16 protein-coding genes and 1 pseudogene are annotated in these 24,159 nt (G+C 66.4%); 5 read left to right on the plus strand and 12 right to left on the minus strand.

Annotated features, from left to right (window positions below):
• Positions 1 to 49 precede the first annotated feature (49 nt).
• Positions 50 to 853, plus strand: coding sequence for an IS5 family transposase (locus tag ACTMVF_RS33920; protein WP_441274891.1), 804 nt, complete (start codon positions 50 to 52; stop codon positions 851 to 853).
• A 596-nt stretch (positions 854 to 1,449) separates the two neighbouring features.
• On the opposite strand, the gene ACTMVF_RS33925 is transcribed toward ACTMVF_RS33920, so the two are convergent.
• Positions 1,450 to 2,205 carry a class I SAM-dependent methyltransferase gene (locus tag ACTMVF_RS33925; protein WP_441275040.1) on the minus strand — a complete coding sequence of 252 codons (756 nt, stop codon included), beginning with the start codon at positions 2,203 to 2,205 and terminating at the stop codon, positions 1,450 to 1,452.
• Between the two features lie 693 nt (positions 2,206 to 2,898).
• Here ACTMVF_RS33925 and ACTMVF_RS33930 point away from each other — a divergent pair.
• Both ACTMVF_RS33930 and ACTMVF_RS33935 read left to right on the plus strand, forming a co-directional pair.
• Entirely contained in the window at positions 2,899 to 3,231 is a 333-nt protein-coding gene (locus ACTMVF_RS33930; RefSeq protein ID WP_441274892.1) for a hypothetical protein, read from the plus strand.
• 21 nt (positions 3,232 to 3,252) lie between these two features.
• Positions 3,253 to 4,135 (plus strand): annotated as a pseudogene (locus tag ACTMVF_RS33935) (IS5 family transposase).
• Positions 4,136 to 5,133: 998 nt separating this feature from the next.
• On the opposite strand, the gene ACTMVF_RS33940 reads toward ACTMVF_RS33935, so the two are convergent.
• Entirely contained in the window at positions 5,134 to 6,066 is a 933-nt protein-coding gene (locus tag ACTMVF_RS33940) for a transposase (RefSeq protein ID WP_441274893.1), read from the minus strand.
• 154 nt (positions 6,067 to 6,220) lie between these two features.
• On the opposite strand from ACTMVF_RS33940, the gene ACTMVF_RS33945 reads away from it, so the two are divergent.
• On the plus strand, positions 6,221 to 6,892 hold the full coding sequence (locus ACTMVF_RS33945) for a group II intron reverse transcriptase/maturase (protein WP_441274894.1): 672 nt from the start codon (positions 6,221 to 6,223) through the stop codon (positions 6,890 to 6,892).
• Positions 6,893 to 7,265: 373 nt separating this feature from the next.
• Here the strand turns inward: ACTMVF_RS33945 and ACTMVF_RS33950 are convergent, their stop codons facing one another.
• The 10 genes from ACTMVF_RS33950 to ACTMVF_RS33995 all read right to left on the minus strand — a co-directional run bounded on the left by ACTMVF_RS33950 (position 7,266) and on the right by ACTMVF_RS33995 (position 21,403).
• Complete coding sequence (locus tag ACTMVF_RS33950; RefSeq protein ID WP_441274895.1) at positions 7,266 to 8,579, minus strand: RICIN domain-containing protein; 1,314 nt, start codon at positions 8,577 to 8,579, stop codon at positions 7,266 to 7,268.
• 241 nt (positions 8,580 to 8,820) lie between these two features.
• Complete coding sequence (locus ACTMVF_RS33955) at positions 8,821 to 10,752, minus strand: glycosyl hydrolase 53 family protein (RefSeq protein WP_441274896.1); 1,932 nt, start codon at positions 10,750 to 10,752, stop codon at positions 8,821 to 8,823.
• Positions 10,753 to 10,838: 86 nt separating this feature from the next.
• Entirely contained in the window at positions 10,839 to 13,037 is a 2,199-nt protein-coding gene (locus ACTMVF_RS33960; RefSeq protein ID WP_441274897.1) for a family 43 glycosylhydrolase, read from the minus strand.
• 4 nt (positions 13,038 to 13,041) lie between these two features.
• Entirely contained in the window at positions 13,042 to 14,391 is a 1,350-nt protein-coding gene (locus ACTMVF_RS33965; protein ID WP_441274898.1) for a right-handed parallel beta-helix repeat-containing protein, read from the minus strand.
• A 118-nt stretch (positions 14,392 to 14,509) separates the two neighbouring features.
• On the minus strand, positions 14,510 to 15,346 hold the full coding sequence (locus ACTMVF_RS33970; RefSeq protein WP_441274899.1) for a carbohydrate ABC transporter permease: 837 nt from the start codon (positions 15,344 to 15,346) through the stop codon (positions 14,510 to 14,512).
• The gene (locus ACTMVF_RS33975) at positions 15,336 to 16,352 is read right to left on the minus strand and encodes a carbohydrate ABC transporter permease (RefSeq protein ID WP_441274900.1); all 1,017 of its coding nucleotides are present in this window, start codon (positions 16,350 to 16,352) and stop codon (positions 15,336 to 15,338) included. Before ACTMVF_RS33975 ends, ACTMVF_RS33970 begins: the two co-directional genes overlap by 11 nt.
• Positions 16,353 to 17,636: an ABC transporter substrate-binding protein gene (locus ACTMVF_RS33980; RefSeq protein ID WP_441274901.1), complete on the minus strand. Its 1,284-nt coding sequence runs from the start codon at positions 17,634 to 17,636 to the stop codon at positions 16,353 to 16,355. It abuts the gene before it with no gap.
• Between the two features lie 649 nt (positions 17,637 to 18,285).
• Entirely contained in the window at positions 18,286 to 19,155 is an 870-nt protein-coding gene (locus ACTMVF_RS33985; protein ID WP_441274902.1) for an SGNH/GDSL hydrolase family protein, read from the minus strand.
• A gap of 34 nt (positions 19,156 to 19,189) precedes the next feature.
• Complete coding sequence (locus ACTMVF_RS33990) at positions 19,190 to 20,275, minus strand: rhamnogalacturonan acetylesterase (RefSeq protein WP_441274903.1); 1,086 nt, start codon at positions 20,273 to 20,275, stop codon at positions 19,190 to 19,192.
• A 123-nt stretch (positions 20,276 to 20,398) separates the two neighbouring features.
• Positions 20,399 to 21,403 carry a glycosyl hydrolase 53 family protein gene (locus ACTMVF_RS33995; RefSeq protein ID WP_441274904.1) on the minus strand — a complete coding sequence of 335 codons (1,005 nt, stop codon included), beginning with the start codon at positions 21,401 to 21,403 and terminating at the stop codon, positions 20,399 to 20,401.
• 678 nt (positions 21,404 to 22,081) lie between these two features.
• On the opposite strand from ACTMVF_RS33995, the gene ACTMVF_RS34000 reads away from it, so the two are divergent.
• A complete protein-coding gene (locus tag ACTMVF_RS34000) occupies positions 22,082 to 23,986 on the plus strand; it encodes a rhamnogalacturonan lyase (protein ID WP_441274905.1) in 1,905 nt (634 codons plus the stop codon).
• Positions 23,987 to 24,159 lie beyond the last annotated feature (173 nt).

The raw sequence follows: 24,159 nt of genomic DNA on the forward strand, positions 1-24,159 counted from the left end.
GTGAGGCGGACGTTGCTCCGGTATGGGGCAGGGAACGTGGAGCTGGATCGTGCCGGACGGGCTGTGGGAGATCGCAAAGCCGCTGATCCCACCGTCGAAGGTGCGGCCTCAGGGCGGCGGGACCCAGGACACGCCTGATGAAACGCTGTCCGCGGCGATCATCTACGTCCTGGTCAGCGGCTGCGCTTGGCACCAACTGCCGCCCTGCTTCGGCATATCGAAGTCGACCGCCCACCGCCGGTTCCTGATCTGGTCGAGAGCCGGCGTCTGGGGCCGTCTGCACGAGGCAGTACTGCACAGACTCGACGCTGCCGGCCTCATCGACGTCACCCGTGCAGTCCTCGACACCGCCCACGTCAGGGCTAAAAAGGGGGCGAACACACAGGTCCGAGCCCCGTGGACCGGGGCAAGCCGGGTTCCAAGACGCACATCCTGTTCGGACGCGAACGGACTGCCTCTCCTCGTCGGTGTCTCAGCCGGCAACACCCACGACAGCGAAGGGCTGAAGCCCATGATCGAGGGGCACCAAACGAAACACGACCCCCATCGAGGTCGGTACTTCAAGCCCCAGCGTCTACACGCAGACAAAGCCTACGACCGCCCGGACCTGCGGAAATGGTTACGTGGCAAGCGCATTGGAGTCCGGATCGCCCGTAAAGGCATTGAGTCCAGCGAACGGCTGGGCCGCCGCAAGTGGGTGATCGAAAGGACGATGTCGTGGCTGTCCGGCTACCGCAGACTCAGCCCCCGCTACGAGCGGAACCCCCGCAACTACCTGGCTTTTCTCGGTCTGGCCGCAGCCACTGCTGCTACAAACGACTCGTCCGCCTCACCACGTAGGAAACGGTCCTAACACCGCTTCGCTGATCTGGCAAACATGCAGATCAAATGGGGTCTGACTCTTCGGGGTCAGACCCCTTGATTTCTACCGTGCTGGGTAGGTGCTGGATTTTCTGACCTCTCGTCACCTTTCATCACCCCTCATATCCCTACCGTGCTGGATTCGTGCTTGATGCCGACGAATCGCGCGGGCACCACGGGCGTGCGTGCCGTTCGGCGAGGGCCACCAACCCAGTCGACCGGGCCTCCAGCACACGTTCTTCACATGATTAACGCCCGTTGCGGAAACAAATCTCCGCCTGCCCGACGTTGTCGATCTCCGATGCGATAACGGGGGGTGGTCGGCTTGAAGCTGTTCCGTACGGACACAACGAAAAGCGGGCGTGATCTCAACCAGCGGCTCACCGGCAAACTCGCCCGCACCCACACCGAGCTCACGCAGCTCAAGGGCGGGAGTCGCGCCGCAGCGCGGCGTACAACTCGACCTTCGACTGGCCAGGCGGCATCGGGGGTGCTCCTTTACTGAGCACATCCAACCCGCACCGATGAGAGGGCGCAAGCGTCCTGCGAGCAACCGCGCGGTCCGGCCAGGGATTGAGAGTCCGGTGTTTATACCTTGCTCGCGACCACCATGTAGTTCTCGGCCTCAAGATCGAACGTGCTCAGTTCCGTCTGGAGTCCGACCCGGTGCAGCTCGACTTCGAGTTCCTCGTACCGGTAGGGCCAGCAGGACAGCAGTTCCGAGCGGACAAGAACCAACCCGGTCGCATCAACTTGCGCGATCGCAATCTCGATGTGGTGCTCCTCCTCCCAATGCGGCGCAATCTCCCAGCGGTAGACCACGACGGCATCGCGACCGTTCCGGCGGACGAGTCGGTCACTGATCTCCAGCCGGGAACCTCTGGCCCTCACGAGTTCCCAAGTGCGGGATGTGAGTACCAAGCGCCCGCCGGGGCGCAGAAGCCGTGACATCGACTCCAGAGCAGCGCCCCTGCCTGTCGCGCCCGTGGCATGGTGAAGCGAGTTGCCAACGCAGAACACCATGTCGAACGTGTTGTCCTGGAAATGGTCGGGCAACTCTTCCCAGTTCGCCCGCATGGCCCGGACGGATGCCCCGAACTCCTCAGACAACTCGCCAGTCCGGCGAACCATCGCCTCGCTGGCGTCAGTTGCGACAACCTGCATGCCACGACCGGCGAGGCCAACCGCCAACTGTCCGGTTCCGCACGAACAGTCGAGGACGTGAGCGTTCGACGGCAGGAGATTGAGGACGTCGTCGAACGACGCAGCGAACTCGGCTGGAGGCAACTTTGCATCCGAGATGAGCCATTCGTACACCCCGGCAAGCACGTCATAACCTGTCACAACCACCACCTCCGTCACGCGGCAGACTCACGGTAGGACGTCAGTCCATCAGCGGAGCAAGCCGGGCACCAATGGTTTTCGCAAGGATGGCTCTGACGGTGTTTGTGGATTGTCAGTTGTCCGTCTGAGTGGATGTCACCGGCTGGTTAGCTGGGAAGTTGTTCGTGAGAAGTAGTGTCACTCGCGGAGTTGCGGTGGCAAGGTGAATGTGCCCAGTGAAGGTCGAGTTGTATGCCGCGCTGCGGCGTGACGCTCGCGAGGGCATGTCGAACCGGGCGCTGGAGCGCAAGTACCGGGTGGGCTGGCGGACTGTTCAGAGGGCGCTGAATTCGGCGTGGCCGCAACCTTGGGAACCGGCCACCCTCGGCCTGAGCACTTACGGATCCTGGCTCGGATACCCCCGATGCCGCCGGGCAGTCCAGGCCAGTTTCGTGAGTCGGGGCACCGTCACCCACAGGGACGAACTGGGCGGCCCAACATCGACGCCCGCCAACCGAGACAGACACCCGAACCTCCCGACAGGCCAAACACGTCAGCGGCCCTGCGGGAGCGAGACACCGGAAACGGTGGACACGGCCTTCGCCGCGTTAACCGGGATGTGACGGGGCTGGGGCACCACGGTACGGGCGACCTAGGTCGTGTCTGACAAATGATCTCTGCGAAGCTTCGGTGTCCGAGGCCGAAGGAGGGGGCATGGGGATTGAGCTGGAACTGCACTCTGGGCGACCAACGCGAAAGGGGTCGTCCCGGGACACCTTGCTGCGGGGCTCTTACGAGCACGGTGAAGCGTTGGCGAGGGTGCTGAGCACCCTCAACCGGCATGGCTCGGGCAAGCTCGGCTGGGTAGATCCGTACGGTGACACGTTGTTCAACGAACAGGAAGCTCAAGTCGCCTACCAGGAAGTCGTCACCCTGACACAGGGGTGTACTGACGACCAGCAGAAGGCGGCTCTGCTTGACCTTGCCGAGCTCCTTGAAGCGTGTGCGGCGACGCCGGGCAGCTACTTGTGGTTCATGGGTGACTAGCCATACCTGATCATTGCTCTTGTGGCTGGCCGGGGTGAGTTGACGGATGTGGCGTGGGAGCGGACAGGCTCGCTGCTGCCGCGTGTTGGTGGTCGTGGGCGGCCGTGGCGGGATCACCGCCAAGTGGTGAACGGCGTGCTCTGGCGGTTGCGGACCGTGGCACCCTGGCGTGACCTGCCCGAGCGTTATGGTCCCTGGAGACCGTTTACGAACGCTTCGCCCGCGGGGAGACGGACGGAACCTGGGCGAAGCTGCTGGAGCACATGCAGGTCAAAGATGACGCGGTGGGCATGGTGAAGTGGACCGTGTTGGTGGACTCCACCATCAACCGTGCCCACCAGCACGCCGCCGGAGCCCGCAAAAAGGGGCACCGGCTCAGGATGAACTGGAAGATCCGCCACATCCGACGCCTGGTCAGGCGCTCGGCCGGTCCCGAGGCGGATTGACCACCAAGGTCCACCTCGCGGCCGATGGCCGCGGCTTGCCCTTGGCTATCGTCGTTACCCCGGGCAACGTCAACGACTCAACGGTATTCGACACGGTGCTGGACGCGGTGCGAGTGCCCCGCCTTTCCGCAGGCCGCCCCTGTCGCAGGCCCGCGACGGTCATCGCCGACAAGGCGTATTCGTCACGGACCATCCGGACCGGCTTACGACGTCGCGGCATCCGAGCGGTCATCCCTGAACGATCCGACCAGATCGCCAACCGACGGCGCCGAGGACCGGTCGGCGGGCGGCCGCCGGCCTTCGATGCAGAGCGGTACAAGGCCCGCAATGTGGTCGAACGATGCTTCAGCAGGCTGAAGCAGTTCCGGGCTGTGGCTACCCGCTTAGACAAGTTGGCCGCCCGCTACCTCGCTGGCCTTCGACTCGCATCGCTCGTCCTCTGGCTCCGTGAAACGTGATCGTTTTGTCAGACACGGCCTAGAGGTGCAGTTGCGCACGGAGCGGGACCTGGAACGGGCCCAGGACCTTTTCTGGCTCGGTGGCGTCGGCAACGGTGCACATGGCACCCCCGGCACAGGCAGCGGCACCTGCTGAAACAACCGACCCCAGCTCCACCGGGTACAGCAGCGCGTCCCTCGTACGGGTGAGCCCCCACCAGTACGGCTGCGGCCGCGAAGTCCCTTGGTGACTATGGGAGTTACCGAACTCAAGGAGCGTTCATGGGTGTTCCCATCATTGGCGGGTTGATCGATAGCGTGATCGGCATCGTAAGTGGCGCAGTAGCCGGCATCGCGCCTCAGGTTCTGGCCCTCGTGGGTGGTCTGGGCGTGCCGGTGTGAGTGACTTGGGCATGCCCTGACGGTTCGACGTCATTGAGCGTGCATGGGGGCCGGCCCGTCTCCGGGCACCTTGCCCCGGCGGTGACGCAACGCAGAGCATTGTGGAAAAGGTGTGGCTCCAGCCGAGCCCATTCCGCGACCGCAAAATCAACTCGCCCCACAGGGGACGGAATTATCCGCTACCGGACCGTCACCCGATCCGTCGGACAGGCCCTAATGGCTGAGCTACTTGTACTCCAGGCCATTGGACGTAGGGGTCATCCGAGCAGCCCACTGGGCGGCTTGGCGAGTGCACGGCGTTCGGCGAAGGGCAATGGGTGCCTCGCAGCGGTGGTGAAGGCAGCAGGTCCTTCCTGATTGTTGGTGAGGGCGCCAAGGAGGACGGCCTGGGAGACCACCAACAGGCAGCCGTTTTTCTCGGCTGCGGCGTGGAGGAAGCCGGCACAGCGGGTAGCACGGATATGGAGTTCGGTGAGGCTTTCCCCGTCGCCGCAACGCAGAGAGGGGTCCGCTAAGAACTCGTAACACGATCTTGCTAGCGTGCAGCGGCTGGTTAGGGGCGCTGTTGAGTAAGTTGCCGCTGCCGGTGCCAAGGTCGTTCACAGGCCACGCCGGACTCATGCCGGGATGAAGCTCGGCCACCAGGGTGGGACGTTGTCCGGGCACAGCGGGGCGGGGTAGGAGTCTGGCATCCCGAGCCATGTGACAAGGAACCAGGTGAACCACACGGTGAAGATGAGCCCTGCAGTCAGGGCTGTCCTGCGATGACGTCTTCCGAGGGTGCTGTGCAGGATCACCCACGGAACCGCGGCAGCGATCCATATGAGAGGCGTAAGAAACAGCAGAGTCATGCCGTTGGCTGCTGCGCTGCTGCCGATGTCACAAGCAGTCCATGCCCTCCCGATCGCGGCAATGGTCACCACCGCGGTCAGCCCACCGACTAGGACACAAAAGCCAGTTCCTCTGAACCTGCGGCTCGGAAGACTCGACGGCTCTGCTTCCACGATCATCTCCCTTGCTTCGCCGTGGATGCGGAGAGTACCAACGGTCTGAAACAGCCCGCTGGGGCCCTGGCCTGCCCTGACACCGGTCAGTCGTTCTTGGGCTTCCGAAGCCGTCGCCAGCAGATGAGGCTGCAGGCGAGGGAGACGAAGGCGTCGTGCAGTTCGGTGCGGCGTTCCCAGCGGACGGCGAGGCGTTTTGAAGTGGTGGAGCAGGGCGAAGGTCTGCTCGACAACGTAGCGGAGCTTGCCCATGCCCTTGATGTTCGGTGATCCCTTGCGGGAGATGACGGGCAGGATCCGTCGGCGACGCGACTCGTCGCGGTGAGTGTTGGAGTCGTAGCCCTTGTCACCGAGCAGAGCTTCGGGCCTGCGGCGGGGTCGGCCGGGGCGGCCCGCGACGGGCGGGATCCCGTCGACCAGGACGAGGGTCTGGGTGACGTCGTTGACGTTAGCCGCGGTCGTGATGACTTTCAGCGGGGTGCCGCGTCCATCGCAGATCAGATGGTGTTTGCTGCCCGTTTTCCGCCGCCGTATTCGTGTCGCCATACCGTAGGAATCCGCAGGTCAGTGGCACATGTGGTGGGGCACCATAGTTCTGCGTGCGGAGGTGCGTGCGGCCACCATGACGGCGCCGCCGGAGCCTTTACACGGGCCTCAATTGGGCCCGCGAGAGCGCCGCCCGAGTCACGCTATTGGGTAGTTGCAACTCAAGTTGGAACTGTCCCAGCAAAAGACGCTGATCACGCATGCCCGCACAGGGGTTGCGAGGTTCCTCGGAACAGATCGCACTCCGTGTCCCTCGGGAGATAGTCAAAGCCAAGAGCGCCCCTTACCTGTTCCGCGGCAAACCGCGAAGAGGAAGGCTCTGATCAACAGCAGCGACCATGCCATCGTTGCAACGTTCGGAGCCGTCTACCGGGGCATCGTCCAGTACTACCTGCTCGCCGGAGATGTCTTCCGGCTGCACCGGCTGCGATGGGTCATGGAGACCTCCGTGCTCAAAGCCCTTGCGGCCCAGCACCGTTCGTCGGCGTCGAAGATGGCAGCGAAATACAAGACCAGAATCGACACCCTGAACGGGCCCCGCGTCTGTTTCGAGGCCCGCATTGAACGGAAGAACAGGAAACCACTGGTGGCCCGGTTCGGAGGAATCCCTCTCCAGCACCAGCGATCGGCGAAGATCACCGAACCGATGGCCGGTCTGGGTGGACTATCCGCACGAAGAGCTGATCACTCGGCTCCTGGCGCCGGATGGCCGCCGTCCGATGGGCCGCGCGTCATGCTGGATCGGCGTCGCAAGACCGTCGTGGCCTGCGATATCTGTCATGACCGAATCCATCAGGCCCAAGCGGCCAGATTATTCACGCCGTAGTCACGGGAGAGCCGGATGACCGAGAAATCGTCATGTCCGGTTCGGCGGGAGGCCGCGCGGAACAGGACCTGCTACGGCAGACACCTCGCCGCGCGGCCGACCCAACTTCCTGACTGTACGGCTTCCGCCGTCTACGGATCCGATGGAGCGACGCGACGACATCCAAGAGGCCCTCCTCAAACTCGCCGTTTGCCTGATCACGCGTTGGCGCGTCCGTAGGCTTTGTCAGGGCCAGCGGGCGGACGTCTCCCTGCGCACGCTCGGGCGGCGAGCGTGAAGGCTGCACACACCTTGGTCAGTCGCGAAGGACCATCGGCGCCATGTCGGGACACCGCACGCCCTGTTTCCCGAGCGGTGCCCCGACACGTTCCGGTCAGACGCGGCGGCGGGTGAAGCGCTGGTTGGGGTTGCCGGTGTAGGTCCACTGGGAGATGCGGGCGCCGTCGGCGGTCGAGTACTCCCAGACGTCCATCGCCAGGCCGGACTCCCGGTTGACGAGGCTGATCACGCCACCACCGTGATCGACCACGCGCCACTGCTGGCTGGTGGCGCTGGTGTCGGCCTGTTGGACGACGTCTGCTCCGGTCGCGGTGCCAGTGGGCTGGAGGAACAGGCCACTGTGCAGTGCCTTGACGCGGACGTGGCCGGCGCCGGCGTCGACGAACTCGAATTGCTGGTTGGGGCGACTGTTGGTGGTCCGCTGGACGAGTTGTGCGCCGGCGGCGGTGGAGGCCCCGTTGATCTCGGCGGCCTTGCCGCTGTGCTGGGCCAGCAGGGTGTAGACGCCCGGGCCGCCGGTGGAGTCGCCCAGCTGGGCCTCCCACCTGGTGTTGGACCCGGACGCGTCAGCCGGGAGGCGGTCCCGTGCGGCGGTGTCGCCGTACATGGTCCAGCGGGCCCAGTCGACGACGGTCCTCGGGAAGCGCTGGTCGCTCCAGAAGCTGGTGTGGCTGCCGCCGACGAAGGTGAGGAACGCCTTGGGCCAGGTGATCTCCGAGTACGCCTGCCGGGCCGAGGAGTACTGCGTGGTCGAGTCCCGGTCGCCGTGGACGAACAGGACCTTGGCCGAGACCGAGCTGGACGGGTTGCCCATGTCCACGCAGGACTGGGGGTTGGCGGAGATGATCCGGCTGTCCGGCCAGGAGGTCAGCAGACCGTGGGTGACCATGCCGCCCAGGGAGTGGCCCGAGACGCCGACGCCGATGCCGGTGTTGATGTGCCCGGCCAGCGGTCCGCTCGCGTTGAGCGCGAGGGTGTTGGTGAGGATCTGCGAGACGTCCTTGGAGGTGTTGCCGTTGTTGACGTCGGTGAAGTTGTGGTTGAAGTGCGGGGCGGGGACGATGAAGCCCGCCGAGGCCAGGGCCCGGATGATGAACAGCGAGTTCTGCGGGCTGCTTCCGTAGCCGTGGGTCATGTTGTAGACGGGGAAGACCCCGCTCGCGACCGGGGCGTCCGTCACCGGGTTGCCGCCGGCGGTGCCGGTCGCCGGGTAGTAGACGTAGGTGGTGCACGGGCGGCTGCCGCGGGTCCAGTTGTACCGGCGCACGCCGACCGCGAACGGCGTGGTCGGCGCGGTGTCCAGTGGCCCGGCGGCGGCCGGTGCCTGGCCTGCCCCAAGCAGGGACAGGCCCACGCCCGTCGCTCCGGCCGCGCTCATGCTGAGGAAGGTCCGTCGTCGCAGGGTCATGGTGACTCCTTGGGTGCGGGGATGGGTGGAGCATTTGGCGTTCGGCTGGTCCCGTTGCCGGGTGCGTCCCGTCGGCGACAGAGGCCAGCAGGTCGACGGGGCGCACGGCGCAACAGCGGGTGTGGGTGCTCCTGCCAGCTGCGAGGGGCGGCAGGAGCGGCGTGCGGTTGGTCGGGCGCACCGGATGTCGGGGTGAGTGTGGCCCGTTCCGGTCGAACACGGCCTGGTTCGCCCAGGCAGGCTATGAGGTGGTCACGTCGTGGCCGCCGTGGCTGGGCATGACGTCGATGACCGCCGTGACCGGTCCTGTGCCGGTCGTCCCGGTGACTGTCACCTCACCCGGCCTGTCGGTCGCGCCGGGTGGCAACGGCTGCCAGCGGACGGGGACAGTGGTGATCTTGTTGTTGGCGGTGGTGAGCATGCGGATGGAGGAGGGCAGCTTCGGGGCGGCCCTCACCGTGGTGCCGGTGTAGATGGTGTCCTGGAAGATGTGCTTGGCGCGGCTGGCGTTGAAGACGTTGACGGACGCGTGCGGCTCCCACGTGTCCGCCAGTCCGGGCACGGCCCGGAACATGGGCTGGTAGCCGGCCGGCTCCCACACCAGGACACCTGAACCTCGGTTGTCGACCACGTCGTTGGCGGCCTGGAACACCCTCCGGATCGCGTCCGCCTGCCCCTGAATGGTTCGCGGGTACGGCGAGTTGGGCAACGGCGAGCCATCGCCGCCCGAGGCGGGGTAGGCGGTTTCGGCGATGTCGATTTCGTAGCCGGGGTAGGTGGTGGCCATGGTGTTCAGGTTGAGATCCAGTGCCTCGGGCGTACCGTGCCATTCCGGGTAGTACGAGATGGCCAGCACATCGGGGTTCTGGCCCTTTGCCTTCACCCGGGTGAGGAACTGGTGCCAGAACTCCATGGTTTTGGCGAGCTTGTCCTTGTCGACGATCACGTGTATCTCGACCTTGGACGTCGGTGACGCGTCGCGGACGGCCTTGATCCCGGCCGCGGCCAGGGTGGTGAACCGGTCCCACGACTGGTCGTAGAGCTGCTGCTCCACGGGGTCGGTCGACCGCCAGTACTTCCACAGCAGGCCACCACCGGGCTTGGACTGGTAGATATCGGCCTGGTCGACGAAATACGGCGGATTCGTCGTGCCGATGTGGGCCGCCTCGCTGCCGTACATGAAGCCATTGATGATCTCGTTGCCGACGGCCACCTTCCCCGGCGTGGTGCCCTGCCGGATCAACCGCTTCAGATAGTCGGCGGTGAAGTCGTACACGGACTGGGACAGGTCCGCGAACTCCAGCTCGGCCCAGGCGCGTGGTTTTGGTTGCTTGCTCGGGTCCGCCCATGAGTCCGCGTAGTGGAAGTCGATCCCCAGGCCCATGCCCCGCTGCTTGATCCACTTGGCTGAGACCAGTGAGCGCTCCGGGCCCTGGCGCGGTATCGGCGTCGGTTGACCGGTGCTCTCGCTGCGCGGCTCGTTCCATATCCGCAGCCGGGTGTGCTGCATGCCACGATCCTTGGCCACGTCGAGCAGGTGTGGGCCGGCGCCGCGGTCTTCGGCCAGGGGGTCGACCCAGTACTGCTGGTCCTGGACGTCGTCCATCCAGGACAGATCGGCGCCGAGGGTGAGGTCGGCGCGCAGGAAGTTGAAGACCTGGAGCTCGCTGACACCTGCCCAGGCCCGGCCCGGCCCACCTGTGAACGTCAGCCGGACGAAGCGCGTTCCCGGCCGGGTGAACAGGTGCACTTCCCCTCGCGACACGGCTCGGTTGTGGGATCTGTCGGCGATGGTCTTCCACCGGCGACCGTCGGATGAAGCCTCGACGACATACCGGTGGGCCACGCCACGATCCGGGAAGAGCACCTTGACCTTGCGCAGGTTGTCGTAGGTTCCACCGAGGTCGACGGTGAGCCACTGACGGGCGCCGGCACTACCGGGTTGCCAGGATGTCGTCGGGTCGCCGTCGATGGCCAGACGGGCGTTCGACGAGCCGGTGGCGGCCGTCGCCGAGGCCCAGGGCTTGGCAGCGATATTGCTTTCGATCGGCTTGATGTCCGCGGTTCCGAAGGTCGCGTGGGCCGGCGTGGGCACCATGAGTAGATTCGCGGACACCATGGCGACCAACGTCGTCGTGACCGCGATGGCGCGGGGCAGACGCTTGCTGCTCATGTCCTTCTCCTGACGATGTGATGTACGTGCGGCATGGGCTGTTCCGTACGCTCTGCCGGTCGAGAAGACCGGCAGAGCACGGGATGTCAGCCGGCCGCGGCTCCGACATCGAGGTAGTCGACGTTGGGTAGTCCGGCTGCCGTGGTCGGATCCAACCGGATGGTGTTGCTGCCGGCGTTCAGCGAGACGGTCACGGTCTTGGTCGTCCACGTCGTCCACGCACCGGTGGACTCGAACGAAAGCGACCCTGCCGTGGCTCCGTTGACGACGAGGCTCGCGGGCCTCGCACCGGTGGTGGCGCCATTGGCGAACCGGATCCCCAGCGTCGCCGTACGGGCGGTCGCGGAGTTCACGGTGAACTCCGCGAAGGCACCCACAGCGTTGTCGCCGTTGCAGAACCCGCTGCCGGAATAGCCGGCTTGATTCGAGTCGATCGTGCCCCGGCACTGCGCCGGAGCGGTCTCTGCCTCGAAACGCCCCGGAGGCGGTGGTGTGTCGGCAGAGGTCTTGACGAGTGAGAGCTGGTCGACGGTGACGCCGCCCGAACCTGACGCCCGCACGGTGACGGTGGCGGCCCCGCCGGGCAGCTCGACGCCGGTGAGCTCGCGCTTGGCCCAGCCGCTCGACGACGGGATGCCAAGGGTCCGTTGACTGCCGTTGGCGCCGGTGATCACGACCTGTCCGGCGCTACCCCGAGCGTGCAGGGACAGGGTGTAGGTGCCTGCGGGCACCGACGCGATCCGCTGCTCGACGCCGCCGCTGTTGCTCACCTGGAGGGCGAAGCGAGACCCGTTCGCACCACCGTTGACGTTGGTCACCGAACCGCCGAGGTTCCGCCATCCCCGTACGCTGGAGACGATGATGCGGTCGGCCTGGATGTCGGGGTTGAGGATGTAGTTGTTCGCCGGCCCGACACGCCACTCTCCGGTCGTGGCGTTGAACTGCCACTGGCTCACCGAGTGGAACTGCGGCCGTGCGCCGGTCTTGGTGATCGGCACCCACTGGTTGTATCCGATGCCATTCCAGGCGAAGTCGGCCCAGCGGTCGCCGGCGTAGAGCACCGTGTTCTGCTTGGTGCCCTTGACCGTCACGAAGAACCCGGTCTGGGTCACATGGCTGTAGTCCATCTCGGTGCCGGCAAGGACGTACTCGCTGCTGTAGGAGCCCTGGACGTTGCTGCTGGTCGACTCATTGACGTAGTTGACCGAGGTGTTCCAGCCGTGCAGGTCCGACGCCGCGTGGTAGTACTTGCCGTCGAGCTTGAACATGGCGTTGCCCTCGCGACCGGCGCCGCTGCGGATCTGCACGCCTGGCTCGATCCGCAGCGAGTCGGACTCCCGGAACTTGGCCACGAAGCCGCGCGAGCGTCCTTCGCGGTTGGAGAAGATCAGGTAGTCCTTGCCGTCGTCGTCGGTGAAGACGGTCTGATCCCCGGTGCCGGTCGTGGGCGAGTTGGTGATCTGGGTCTGGAAGTAGCCGTAGTCGAAGGTGTCGGTGGGTGAGTCGCCCTGCAACAGCAGAACGCCGTGCCCGCCCCTGCCCGTGTGCCACATCTGCACGGCGAGCACATATTTGCCGGTGTTCTCGTTGTACGAGACGCCGAGCCGCCCGACCCAGCCCGCACCACCCAGGTTGGCGCCGCTGCCCACGCCGGTGGAGCGCGTCGCGACCCGGTTCTCGAACTTCCAGTTCACCAGGTCCTTGGACGAGTACACGGGGATCGAGACGAAGCTGACGTTCCCGTCGTACTTCCTCGTCGGATTGGCCCGGTAGAGCTCGGCGCCGGTGTAGTGCACGCCGTACCAGTAGTAGGTGTCGCCGAACTTGAAGACCCCGCCGCCCTGCGAATAAATGGGGTTGCCGCTGGTGTCGTTCCAGAAGGTGTTGTTCGTGATGGTCTGGAACGTGCCCTCGTCGGCGGCCTTCAGATCGGCGGCGGCGGTCATCAGGGCCGTCTTCGCGTCGGCGACGTCCGACGTGGTGGCCGACGTGTCGCCGGCGACATCGGCCGCGGCGGTCAACGCCTTGGCGAAGGGCTTCCAGGAGTCAGCCGTGTACTTCGTCGGAATGCGCGTCTGGTAGTCGGACACCAGGTACTTGAGGCCGCGATCCACCACCGGCCCAGCAGCCGCCTCCTGGTCTCGGAGCTCCGTTGCCTGTCTCTGCGTTGCGGGTGTCTCCGCCGCGGCGGTGCTCGCCGAGAGCGGCGCCGCCAACGCCACGGACAACAGGGTGGCGGCGGCCAACTTCCAGTACTTGGAGACGACACGCGATCGTTGCCTCAAGAGGTCACCTTCCGTCATTCTCAAAGGCGCCGAGATCCGGCGCACTTCCGCTGAAGGGCAGTCCCACGTCGTTGCCCTTGTCGATCAGGGCACTGTTCGCCGCGAGACGGAGGTGGGGCAGCACGGGCAGGTTCCCGTCGGTCTGGCGGGGCGCGTCCCAGCCGGACGTCGACACACTGCGGAACTGGGCGTCCGACAGGGGGACGCCGAGGTTCCAGGAGTTGTACGCGGCGTTCGTGCCGCTCATGTTCGACGTCGCCGTTCGGGTGTAGGCGATGTTGTTGCGCAGGTTGCCCCGGCCGACGGTGGCGCCGCGCGAGTCGATTCCCAGCATGTTGAAGTTGGGGTGGTTCCCGTAGCCGGTGTTGTTGAAGAAGTCGTTGGCCACCGGGTGGTGGTTGGCGTAGAAGCCGGCCGCCTTGTTGAGGAACGCCACCGAGGAACGGACGGTGTGCTTCGGTGCGTTGGCCTCGTAGTCGCCCCCGTAGCCGCCCGACTTGAAGCCGGCTCCGTTGCCGGAGGGCGTCGTCGTCCCCGGCACGTACCCGTTGCGCCAGGCCCACGAGTTCTCGATGATCACGGGCGAGTAGGTGGAGATGAGGTCGAACCCGTCATCGGCGTTCCACCACGCGCGGCAACCCCGGAACACGTTCGCGGGGCGGCCGGCCGGCGTGTAGTGCGAACCGAACCCGTCGGCGTTCTCGCCGGGCCCGTCGTTGCTGCGCAGGTCGTAGTTGTCATGCGCGTCCGAGTTGAGGACGAGGTTGCCGCCCCCGCCGCTGATGAACAGGCCGGTACCCATGTGGTGGTGGGTGTTGATCTGCTCGAAGACGTCGTTGCTGCCGGAAACCCAGATCCCCCAGGACTCGGCGTTGCGGTTGTTGTTCTGGGGAACGCCCTTGACTTCCAGTCCTTTGAGGTGGATCCAGCTGCCGGTGACGTTGAAGCCCTTGATACGGCAGTTGTCCGTCATCCGCGAGAAGTCGAAGACCGGTTTCTCGCCCGGCTGGGCCCAGTACCGGATCGGGTTGCCCGAGCTGCCGCTCTTGTTGAGGGTGATCGCGTCGACCTTGGCGGTCTGGCTCGAACAGGCGCTGTTCGCGCGGGTGTAGGCGTAGGTGCCGCCCCGGATGTAGACCGTGTCGCCCGCCTTGGCGACGGCCTGGGCACGGGCGATCGATGCCCACGGAGCGGCCTGCGTACCTGCTGCTCCGTCGTTCCCGTTCGGGGCGACGTAGTAGGTGTTTCCGGCCGCCGCGGCACTCGCGGACGCCGAGCCGGGGGTCATGGCGACGGAACTCGCCGTGACCACCGAGAGCAGGAGGGCAGGCGTGCCGAACTTCGCGGTTCTCACAGCGTCATCTCCCGAGTCAGGTGATTTCCCGTGCGGCAGTAGGGCTCGTGCCTGCCTGAAGAACTCAGCGCAGGTGCGAAAGCTGCTTTTCGAAAAGTGGGACCACGCGCGTGCTTCTTCAGAACTTCATGGCGCCGGCGGCCAGGTTGGCGATGAAGTGGCGCGAGCCGATCAGGAAGACCCCGATCAGCGGGATCACTGACATGAGCGCTCCGGCGATGACCATCGACTGGTCGGTGGTGTAGACGCCGTTCAGCTGCTGCACGGCCACTTGCAGTGTCACCTTGCCCGGGTCGGTCATCACGATCAGTGGCCACAGGTAGTCGTTCCAGATGTGGAAGAAGGTGAAGATCCCCAGGAACGCCAACCCCGGGCGCAGCACCGGCAGCCCCACCGTCCACCACTGGCGGAAGAACCCGGCCCCGTCGACCCTCGAGGCCTGGATCAGCTCGTCGGCGATCGCTCCCTGCGCGTACTGGCGCATCCAGAAGATCCCGAACGCGTTGGCCGCACCGGGAATGATCAGCGCCTTGAGCGAGCCGACCCAGCCGAGCCAGGCCAAGGTGACGAACTGCGGCACCAGCGCCAGCTGCATCGGAATCATGAAGGTGGCCAGCACGATCCAGAACAGCACCCTCCGCCCGGGGAAGTCGTATTTGGCGAAGGCGAAGGCGGCCAGCGAGTCGAAGAGCAGCACCAGGAACGTCACGGTTGTGGCGGCCACGACGGTGATGCCCATCGACCCCCAGAAGTCGATCCCGTCGAACACCTTGTTCATGTTCTCCCACAGGTGGGAGCCCGGGATCAGCTTGGGCGGGTAGGCGAAGATGTCCCCGGTGGTGTTGGAGGCCATCACGAACATCCAGTAGAACGGGAAGATCGTGATCAGCACGCCCAGCAGGAGCACGGCGTGGCCCACGACGGTCCGCGACCGGGCGGCGGTCTCAGCGCGCACGGGACTTCCCCTTCCGCTTGCCGGTGCCGATCGCGTCCTCGTCCCGGCCGCCGATCAGCCGCCAGTTGATGACGGAGAACACCGCGATCAGGAGGAACAGCGCCCAGCCGACGGCCGCGCCGTAGCCGAACCGGTTGAAGACGAACGCCTGCTGGTACAGGTAGAGCACGATGGTGGTGGCCTCGCCGCCGGGCCCGCCGACGTTCCCGTTGTCGTCCACCGGGAACAGCACCTGCGGCTCGGTGAACAGTTGCAGCCCGCCGATGGTGGAGGTGACGGCGACGAACAGGATCACCGGGCGGAGCATCGGGATGGTGATCCGGAAGAAGGTCTGGCGGTTGTCGGCGCCGTCGACCTTGGCCGCCTCGAACACGTCGCTGGAGATGGCCTGCAGGCCGGCCAGGCAGATGATGGCGTTGTAGCCGACCCATCGCCAGATGGTGATCGCCGCCACGGAGGCCTTCATCGCCCACGGGTCGGACAGCCAGCCGACCTCGCCGGAGTTGATCGCCCGCAGCGCGCTGTTGAGCAGCCCGGAGCTGTCGCTGAAGACCGAGCCGAGCACCAGCGTCATCGCCACGATCGAGGTGATGTTCGGGACGAAGTAGGCCACCCGGTAGAACGCCTTGAACCGCACCGCGGTGTGCAGCGCGTAGGCGATGACCAAGGCCAGGAAGACCATCGGGACGGTGGACAGGATCCAGATGACCACGGTGTTGCCGATCGACTGCCAGAAGTCGGAGTCGGTCACCAGGTACGCGTAGTTCTCCCAGCCGATCGACCGCGTCTCTCCGATGCCGTCCCACGACATGAACGACAGGTAGATGGAGAAGCCGACCGGGAAGACGCCGAATACGGCGAAGAGGATGAAGAACGGGGAGACCGCCGTGTACATCGGCCAGTAGCGGCGCCGGCCGGGCAGCGGCCTGGACCCGTCCGGCGGCGGCTTGGCGGTCCTCCCGCGCCGCTCTACGGTCTTCCCGCGCAGCGCATCGGCGAGGCCCATTCAGATCGCCCCCTCGCGGGTGAGTTCACGCTCGATGGTGTTCTGGGCGTCCCTCCATGCCGTGTCGACGTTCTTGCCGGACTCCACGTTGGCGAGCTCGGCGGCGAAGACGGGGTCCATCACCCGGTCGTACGGGCTCTTGTAGACGGTCCTGACCTGCCGCGCCGACGGGCCGAACACCTCGATGGTGCGCTGCCCGCCGTAGAAGGGCCCGGGCTCACGCATCTCCGGCCTCGTGAAGGAGCGCGGGGAGGACGGGAACAGCGACATCTCCGTGAACGCCTTGACCTGGTTCTCAGGAGACTGCAGCCAGGTGATGAACTTGTAGGCCGCTTCGGGGTTCTTGGAGTACTTGGTGATCGCCAGGAAGGACCCGCCGACGTTGCCGGAGCCGCCGGGCGGGTCGGCCACCCGCCACTTGCCCTCGGTCTTCGGCGCGGCCGACTCCGGGAAGGCGAGGCCCCACCACACCGCGCCGATACCGACCGGCTGGCGGCCGCTGGTGATCACTCCGTACAAGTCGGGGGAGCCCTCCGGGGCGCCGGCCGACAGGCCGTCCCTGCCGATCCGGTAGGCCAGTTCGAATGCCTCGCGCAGTTCGGCTCTGTCGCCGATGTACCGGCCGTCCTGGGTCATGAACTTGCTGGCCAGCTGGCCCAGCCGGATGCTCCAGACGTGGCGGATATTGGGGCAGATCACCGCGCGCTGCTGCGACTTCCGCAGTTCCTTGCCCAGGGCGATGAAGCCGTCCCAGTCCGGGGCCCGGGCGGCGAGCTCCTTCGGGTCGGTGGTGATCCCGGCTTCCTGAAGCAGGTCGGCGCGGTAGAACAGTCCGGTGGGGCCCGTGTCCATGGGGAACGCGATCATCCGGCCCTCGGGCGTGATGCACTCGTTCCACTTCCAGTCCAGGTACCGGCTCTTCAGCTCGGCCGCGCCGAAGTCGTTGAGGTCGACGAACACGTCCTGGTTGGGGAAGTAGGTGGCCACGTCGGAGTTGATGCCGATGATGTCCGGCACCAGGGACTTGCCGGCGAGCGCGGTACGCACCTTGGTGTTGAAATGGCCGCCGATATTGGTGCGGCTGAGTCTGAAGCCCTGAGCCCCGGGAATGCCCTTCGTCTCTGCCCGGGCGACCAGCTCGTCGCTCACCGACCGGTCCCAGGTCCACAGCGTGATCTCATCCGGGTCGCCGAGCGAGCGCTGCGACCCGCAGCCGGCCGGCCCGAACCCTCCGGCGGCCGCTCCGGCGCCCAGCGCCAGAAACCGTCTTCGTGACACTGCCATGGACGCGTGTACCACCTTCCGAGCGAGCGGCCCACCCCCCTGATCGCTCGGGCGGTGGCCGAACAGACATCGCGAACGGCTGCTCTGGTTGAACGGGGGGCGGCGTGCTGGAGAAGGCCTCAGCACTGCCGCCGACACGCTGCACACATCGCTGTCCACGAGCGCCGGTGTGGACCTCATGGCCCGCAGGACGAAGTGGCCGCGCAGCTCCGTGTCCGTAAGGCCGGGCGGCCGGCCTCCGCCATGCCGCGGCCGTTGGGTGGGTGGTGGAGTACGGCGCGCACGTCGTGTCCACCGGAACCGCGCAGATGCCGGACTCCAGTTCCTCGCTGTGCAGTTGGCCGCCGAGGGCTCCAACTCGCACGCTGGTCCGGAACCACCGCAACTGTCGAGCCGACCAGCCGTGACTCACTCATGGAGAGGCCTCCTGTCACCACCGATGCGGAGATTGCTTCGCCGGTCGTACCCTCGGCCTCGGCCTCGGCCTCCGTCTTCGTCGCACGCCCCGCGGCCCGGTCGGAGCCAAGACGTTTCCGTACGCCACCGTCAGGTGTAGAGGGAGGGACGACTGCGTCCTCGGTCTGCTGCACCGCCGTCATTGAGGCCACCCGCGAACCGACCGGCCTCGGTTCGCGCCCGCCGCCGCGTGCTACGTGAGATACGCGGCGAGCGGGAGGTTCTGGCGGCGCACCTCACCGGCGACGAGCCCTGCGACCCGCTGGGCGCCGTAGGTGTCGAAGTGGGTGTGGTCATTGCAGAAGAAGGTGCCCAGGGGACCGCTGCCTCCGTAGTCGCCGTTGTTCGGGCAGAAGCGCAGACTGTTGTAGAGCGAGACACTGAGCGTCTGTAGGTCGATGACGGGCGCCCTCGTGGCGGATCCGGCGGCGAAGGTCTCGCCCACGAAGCCGCGGTTCTTGGTCGCTGTGCCGCCGGAGCAGGTGATGGCGGCCACCGGGGTGAGCAGCACCGGGTGCGCGCCCCGGGCCAGGGCGGCCTGCGCCATCGTGGTCATCAGCTGTTGGTACCGGGCCGGGCCGACGTGCCGGGGGCAGGTCGAGGAGGAGTCGTTGATGCCGAACTGGATGAACAGGTAGTCACCGGCCTTCATTCCGGTGGTCGAGTTCAGCATCGCCTGCCAGCGGGACGAGTACGTGGTGGACGTGAGGCGGCACTCACCGTCCGAGCCCTTGGTGCTGCTCACGTTCCCCTCGTACAGCCAGGTCTGGATGCTGCGGCCTCCCACGGCCTGGTTCTTGACGGTCACGTCGCTGTTGAACAGGGCGTCGAACTGGCTGCCCCAGCCGACCGGACAACGGCCGGAACTCGGGTTGGCCATGGTGGAGTCGCCGGCCAGCCACACGGTGACCGGCGCGGCGAGCGCCCGTGCGGCCGGGGCCTGGGCGCGGGAGGCACTGGTGCAGTTCGTGGCGCCGCGGTCCGCCGCGGATGCGGCGCTGACACCGAGGCTCGACAAGGCGATCACGAGCGCGGTCGTGATGAGAATCCGTAAGTTCCTCAACGGGTCCCTCCTTGGGACTGGCGCCGGGCGTCGGTCAGCGCAGGTACGCGGCCAGGGGCAGGCGCTGCTCGCGGATGCTCTGGAGCACCAGCCCGCCCATCTGGCTCGCGCCGTACTGCGAGAAGTGGGTGTTGTCCGTGACACCGTCGACGGATGAGCGCAGGAAGAGCTGTGCGGAGGCGGACGGGCCGAGGGATTCGACCAGTGTCTTGCTCTTGGTGGTCAGATCGATCACCGGCACGTTCTGCGCCGCGCCGAGCGAGCGCATCTCGGCGGGCAGGTTCACGCCCACGCCGTTGACATGCAGCGCCGTTGCCGTGAGCCGGTTGCCGTTGAACTGCCGGCGGACCGGCGGGGTCACCAGAACCGGGACGCCGCCCTTCGCGCGGACCTGCGTGATCATGGAGGTGAGGTTGCTCCGGAAGGCCGACGCGCTGGTCTGCTTGTCGTTGTGGCCGAACTGGATGAAGACCGCGTCGTTTGCCTTGACCTTCGGCAGCAGCGCCGGGAAGAGCGCCGAGTTCCTCAGGAAGCTGCCCGAACTCTCCCCCGAGTCCGCGTAGTTGGCGACGGACGCTCCGGGACCCACCGCCGGCGTGATCATCTGGCCCCATCCCGTGTACGGGGCCATGGGCTGGTCGCACACGGTCGAGTCACCGGCCAGGTAGGCGACCAGCGGCTGGGCCGCCGGTTTCACGGAGACGGCCGACACCTGCGGGTTGGTCCCCGCGAACCGGATGTCCAGACCGGGGTTTCCGGTGCCGCCCTGGCCGGTCGGCTGCCCTTCCGGCTGCCGCACGTTGACCGTGAACGAGTACGTGGTGGCGGCACCGGCCGCCGTCTTCGTCGCCGGAAGCATCAGGCGCCGGGCCTCCACCCACATGTCGGTCTCGGCGGCGGTGGCACCACCGATGGAGACCGTCACGTCGTAGTTGCCGGGTGAGACCGCGTAGTGACACTTGATCGGCGCAGTGCCGGAACAACCGGCCGGCAGCGCCCGCGTGGCGGCATCGGCATGCGCCGCACCGGTGCCGACCAGCGTCGCAAGGGTCAGCAGACCCACTGCTCCCAGCCTGACCCCGTGCCCTTCGAGACTCGACGTCATGGCATTCGATGTCATGCCCATTACAATCACCAATCCCAATTCATGACCGGAGAGTTGCCCGAGTTGAGGTCCATGGCCCGTCGCTCAGGCCTGGGTGAAGCCGTTCATGATGATGGAGGGCCGCTTCGTGGCGGAGTCTCAGGCGCCCATGTTGTAACCGGTGAACGGGGACATGCACTCCGGCTCCCAGTAGAAGATGCCCTGCCCGCCGTTGGCCTTGAGGGCCTTGATGTAGGCGACCAGCGCGGCCTGGGTGGAGGAGGCGCGGTCCACCCGACCGCCGAACTCGCTCTGCAGGAACGGTTTGCCGTAGGCGTCGGAGATCCTCTTCATGTTCCCCACGATCCCGGCCGCGACGTCGGCGCTGCCGTAGGAGGAGAACACCGACATGTCCCACTTGCCGCCGTTCGCGGCGAAGCGACTGAAGAACGTCGTCATCACGTCGTACTTCTGCGGCTGGGCCAGGTGGATACACACGGTCGAGCTCGGTGACACCGCCTTGACCTGGTCGTATGCGGCGTTGAGCAGTCCGGTCAGCTGCGCCGGGCTGGAGACGCTGCCGACGGGGCGGCAGATCCCGCTGTTGATCTCGTTGCCGATCTGCACCCAGGTGGGGAGCACGTCGTTGTTCCTCATGACCGTCATGGTCTGGTTCACGTACGTGCCGATCGCGGTGCGCATCTGGCCGTAGCTCATGTTCCGCCAAGCCGCGGGCGGGTTCTGCACGCCGACGGAGTTCCAGGTGTCGCCGAACATGTAGTCGAGCATGATCGACATCCCGGCGGCCTTGACCCGCTTGGCGAAGGCGGCCACCTCGTTGATGCCGCAGTGTCCGTTGGCCGGATCGTTGGAAGGGTTGACGAACGTGCGCAGGCGCACGGCGGTGATCCCATATCCCTTGAGGATGGTCAGCAGGTCTTGGGTCTGCCCGCCGGCGTTCTTCCAGGAGTAGCCGCGCGCCTCCATCTGAGGAGCCCAGCTGATGTCGACGCCCTTGACGAAGCTCGCCGCGGCCTCGGCAGGCGTCTCGAGTTCGGCGAACGCGACGGCGGTGGCGAGCGCTCCGGCGGTGGCGGTGGTGGCCTTGAGCAGGGTTCGCCGGCTGATGCGCCCGGCAACTGGTGTGGGGGGTTGCGGGGACATGGTCGGTCCTTTCCTTCCGTCGGCCGCGAGTGAGCCGTCGTGGTCGGCGGAGAGGGGAGGCTGTGAGAAGGAGATTGCGAGGAGCGGGGCGGATGGGGTGGAGCAACTGACTCTCGGACTCGCGGAGTTGGTGTGGCCGCGTCCGATCCAGCCGATGCGCCTCCCTCGGTGCGGCAACAACTACGGCAGGAGTGCTTACGAGTGGCACGTGTCGAAGGGGGCGGCCTGGGCGTGCCAGGGACGCTCCTCCAGGTCGGATCTGTGAGCGATCACAGGGATGTTGCGACGGAAGTGCGCAATCGCATCACAACGAACTTGAGGTGCATCACGCAGCTTCTCGATCGGGCACGAAGCTGTCAACCATTGCTCACCAATCCTTGGTAGAAGCAGTGTGATCCTGTGGAGGGGAACTTGCCGCGCCTCGGCCGTGAGCAGTCTGAAACGACGTGAGTCAGCCCAGTTCAAGTGCCCTTCTACAAGGAATGCAGCGACGGGGCGAGGCTGCTCACGGGACATCTCGTCGGCTCACATCCGAACACGCTCGAACAGAAAAAGCCAACAGAATGCTTGACGGGCTATCAGTGAATTTCTACCCTCGCAGCGAATGGGAGCGTTCCCACATCTGTGGTCAGACCGCCGTCTTCGCGATCTTCATACCACCCCCCACCGGAGGTCATAGTGACCGACCCGCACCGGCATCCATGCACCGCCTCGCGCCCATGGCGATTCCAACGCCGGTCCAGCAATCGGCTGTTCGCCGGCCTGACGGCCGCCACCGCACTGGCCCTCTCCGCACTCACCGGACTGCCGCAGACCGCGCACGCCGCGACCGCGCGGCAGGTGGAACGCCTCGATCGGGGCCTGACCAGCGTCCACACCGGCAGCGGGAACCTGGTGTCGTGGCGGTGGCTGGCCACTGACCCGAACGACGTGGCCTTCAACGTCTACCGTGGCGGCACCAGGCTCAACTCCTCGCCCCTGACCACCTCGACGAACTACTTGGACGCCGGCGCCCCGGACTCGGCCGACTACACGGTGCGCGCGGTGGTGAACGGCATCGAGCAGGCGCCGTCCGAGCGCGCGCTCCAGTTCCGCAACGGGTACAAGGACGTGCCGATCTCCCCGCCGCCCGGGGGCACTTCACCGGGCAACTCGCCGTACACCTACGAGGCCAACGACGCCTCCGTCGGTGACCTCGACGGCGATGGCGCCCTGGACATCGTTCTGAAGTGGCAGCCGACGAACGCCAAGGACAACGCCCAGTCCGGCTACACAGGCAACACGATCGTCGACGGCATCAAGCTCGACGGCACTCGCTTGTGGCGTATCGACCTGGGCCGCAATATCCGGTCCGGTGCCCACTACACACAGTTCCAGGTGTACGACTACGACGGAGACGGCAAGGCCGAGATCGCCATGAAGACCGCCGACGGCACGAAGGACGGAACCGGCGCGGTCATAGGCAGTTCCTCGGCCGATCACCGCAACTCCTCGGGCTACGTGCTGTCCGGCCCCGAGTACCTGACGATGTTCAACGGGCAGACGGGCAAGGCGATGCAGTCCGTCGACTACGTCCCAGGCCGAGGCTCGGTGTCGTCCTGGGGGGACTCCTACGGCAACCGCGTGGACCGGTTCCTGGCGGGCACGGCCTATCTGGACGGTTCCCGCCCCTCGGTGATCATGGCTCGTGGCTACTACACCCGCTCGGTGATCGCGGCCTGGGACTGGCGGAACGGGCAGTTCACCCGCCGGTGGACCTTCGACTCCAACGCCAACAGCGGCTACGCCGGCCAGGGCAACCACCAGTTGTCGGTCGCGGACGTGGACGGGGACGGCAAGGACGAGGTCGTCTACGGCGCGATGGCCGTCGACGACAACGGCAACGGCCTGTGGACGACGCGGAACGGCCACGGGGACGCGATGCACGTGGGCGACCTCGACCCGTCCCGGCCGGGTCTGGAGGAGTTCAAGGTCGACGAGGACAGCTCCAAGCCGTCCTCCTGGATGGCGGACGCGAGGACCGGCCAGATCCTCTGGTCCACCCCGGCCGGCGGCGACAACGGCCGGGGCGTGTCCGGTGACATCTGGTCCGGCAGCGCGGGCGCCGAGTCGTGGTCGTCGCTCGTGAGTGGCGTCCGCAACCCCAAGGGCGCGGTGGTCGCCAGTCGTAAGCCCGGGTCCAGCAACTTCCTGGCGTGGTGGGACGGCGACACCACGCGCGAACTCCTCGACGGCACCCGCATCGACAAGTACGGCACCTCCGGCGACACCCGCCTGCTCACCGGCTCCGGAGTCCACTCCAACAACGGCACCAAGTCGACACCGTCCTTGTCCGGCGACATCCTCGGCGACTGGCGCGAGGAGGTCATCTGGCCGACGTCCAACAACACGGCCCTGCGGATCTACTCCACGCCGTACCAGACCAATACGCGGATCACGACCCTCCTCCACGACACCCAGTACCGCACGGCCCTGGCCTGGCAGAACACCGCCTACAACCAGCCCCCGCACCCCAGCTTCTTCATCGGCGGCAACATGCCTACGCCACCCCGCCCCACCGTCGCGCTGCCGAACGGCCTCTGAGCCGGACAGCCGACTTCCCTGATGCTTGAGCGAGTTCAAGCATCAGGGAAGGGGTGTTCGTCGAACGAGTGGAACCTGGCCTGTGTAAGGGAGCACTGGCAGTGGTGCACGCGGCCCGCTGAGGGTGTTCTTGGGGTACGGGACCTGTCGGAGGCGGTCGCACGGACCGGGCG

It is taken from the genome of Streptomyces sp. SD31 (assembly GCF_052068475.1).
Classification (GTDB): Bacteria; Actinomycetota; Actinomycetes; order Streptomycetales; family Streptomycetaceae; genus Streptomyces.

What these genes read in the sequence shown, in the direction of transcription:
- ACTMVF_RS33975 (WP_441274900.1), bottom strand. Translation starts at nt 16,352, where the DNA reads ATGGGCCTCGCCGATGCGCTGCGCGGGAAGACCGTAGAGCGGCGCGGG.
- ACTMVF_RS33950 (WP_441274895.1), bottom strand. Translation starts at nt 8,579, where the DNA reads ATGACCCTGCGACGACGGACCTTCCTCAGCATGAGCGCGGCCGGAGCG.
- ACTMVF_RS33990 (WP_441274903.1), bottom strand. Translation starts at nt 20,275, where the DNA reads ATGACATCGAATGCCATGACGTCGAGTCTCGAAGGGCACGGGGTCAGG.
- ACTMVF_RS33995 (WP_441274904.1), bottom strand. Translation starts at nt 21,403, where the DNA reads ATGTCCCCGCAACCCCCCACACCAGTTGCCGGGCGCATCAGCCGGCGA.
- ACTMVF_RS33930 (WP_441274892.1), top strand. Translation starts at nt 2,899, where the DNA reads ATGGGGATTGAGCTGGAACTGCACTCTGGGCGACCAACGCGAAAGGGG.
- ACTMVF_RS33955 (WP_441274896.1), bottom strand. Translation starts at nt 10,752, where the DNA reads ATGAGCAGCAAGCGTCTGCCCCGCGCCATCGCGGTCACGACGACGTTG.
- ACTMVF_RS33980 (WP_441274901.1), bottom strand. Translation starts at nt 17,636, where the DNA reads ATGGCAGTGTCACGAAGACGGTTTCTGGCGCTGGGCGCCGGAGCGGCC.
- ACTMVF_RS33940 (WP_441274893.1), bottom strand. Translation starts at nt 6,066, where the DNA reads ATGGCGACACGAATACGGCGGCGGAAAACGGGCAGCAAACACCATCTG.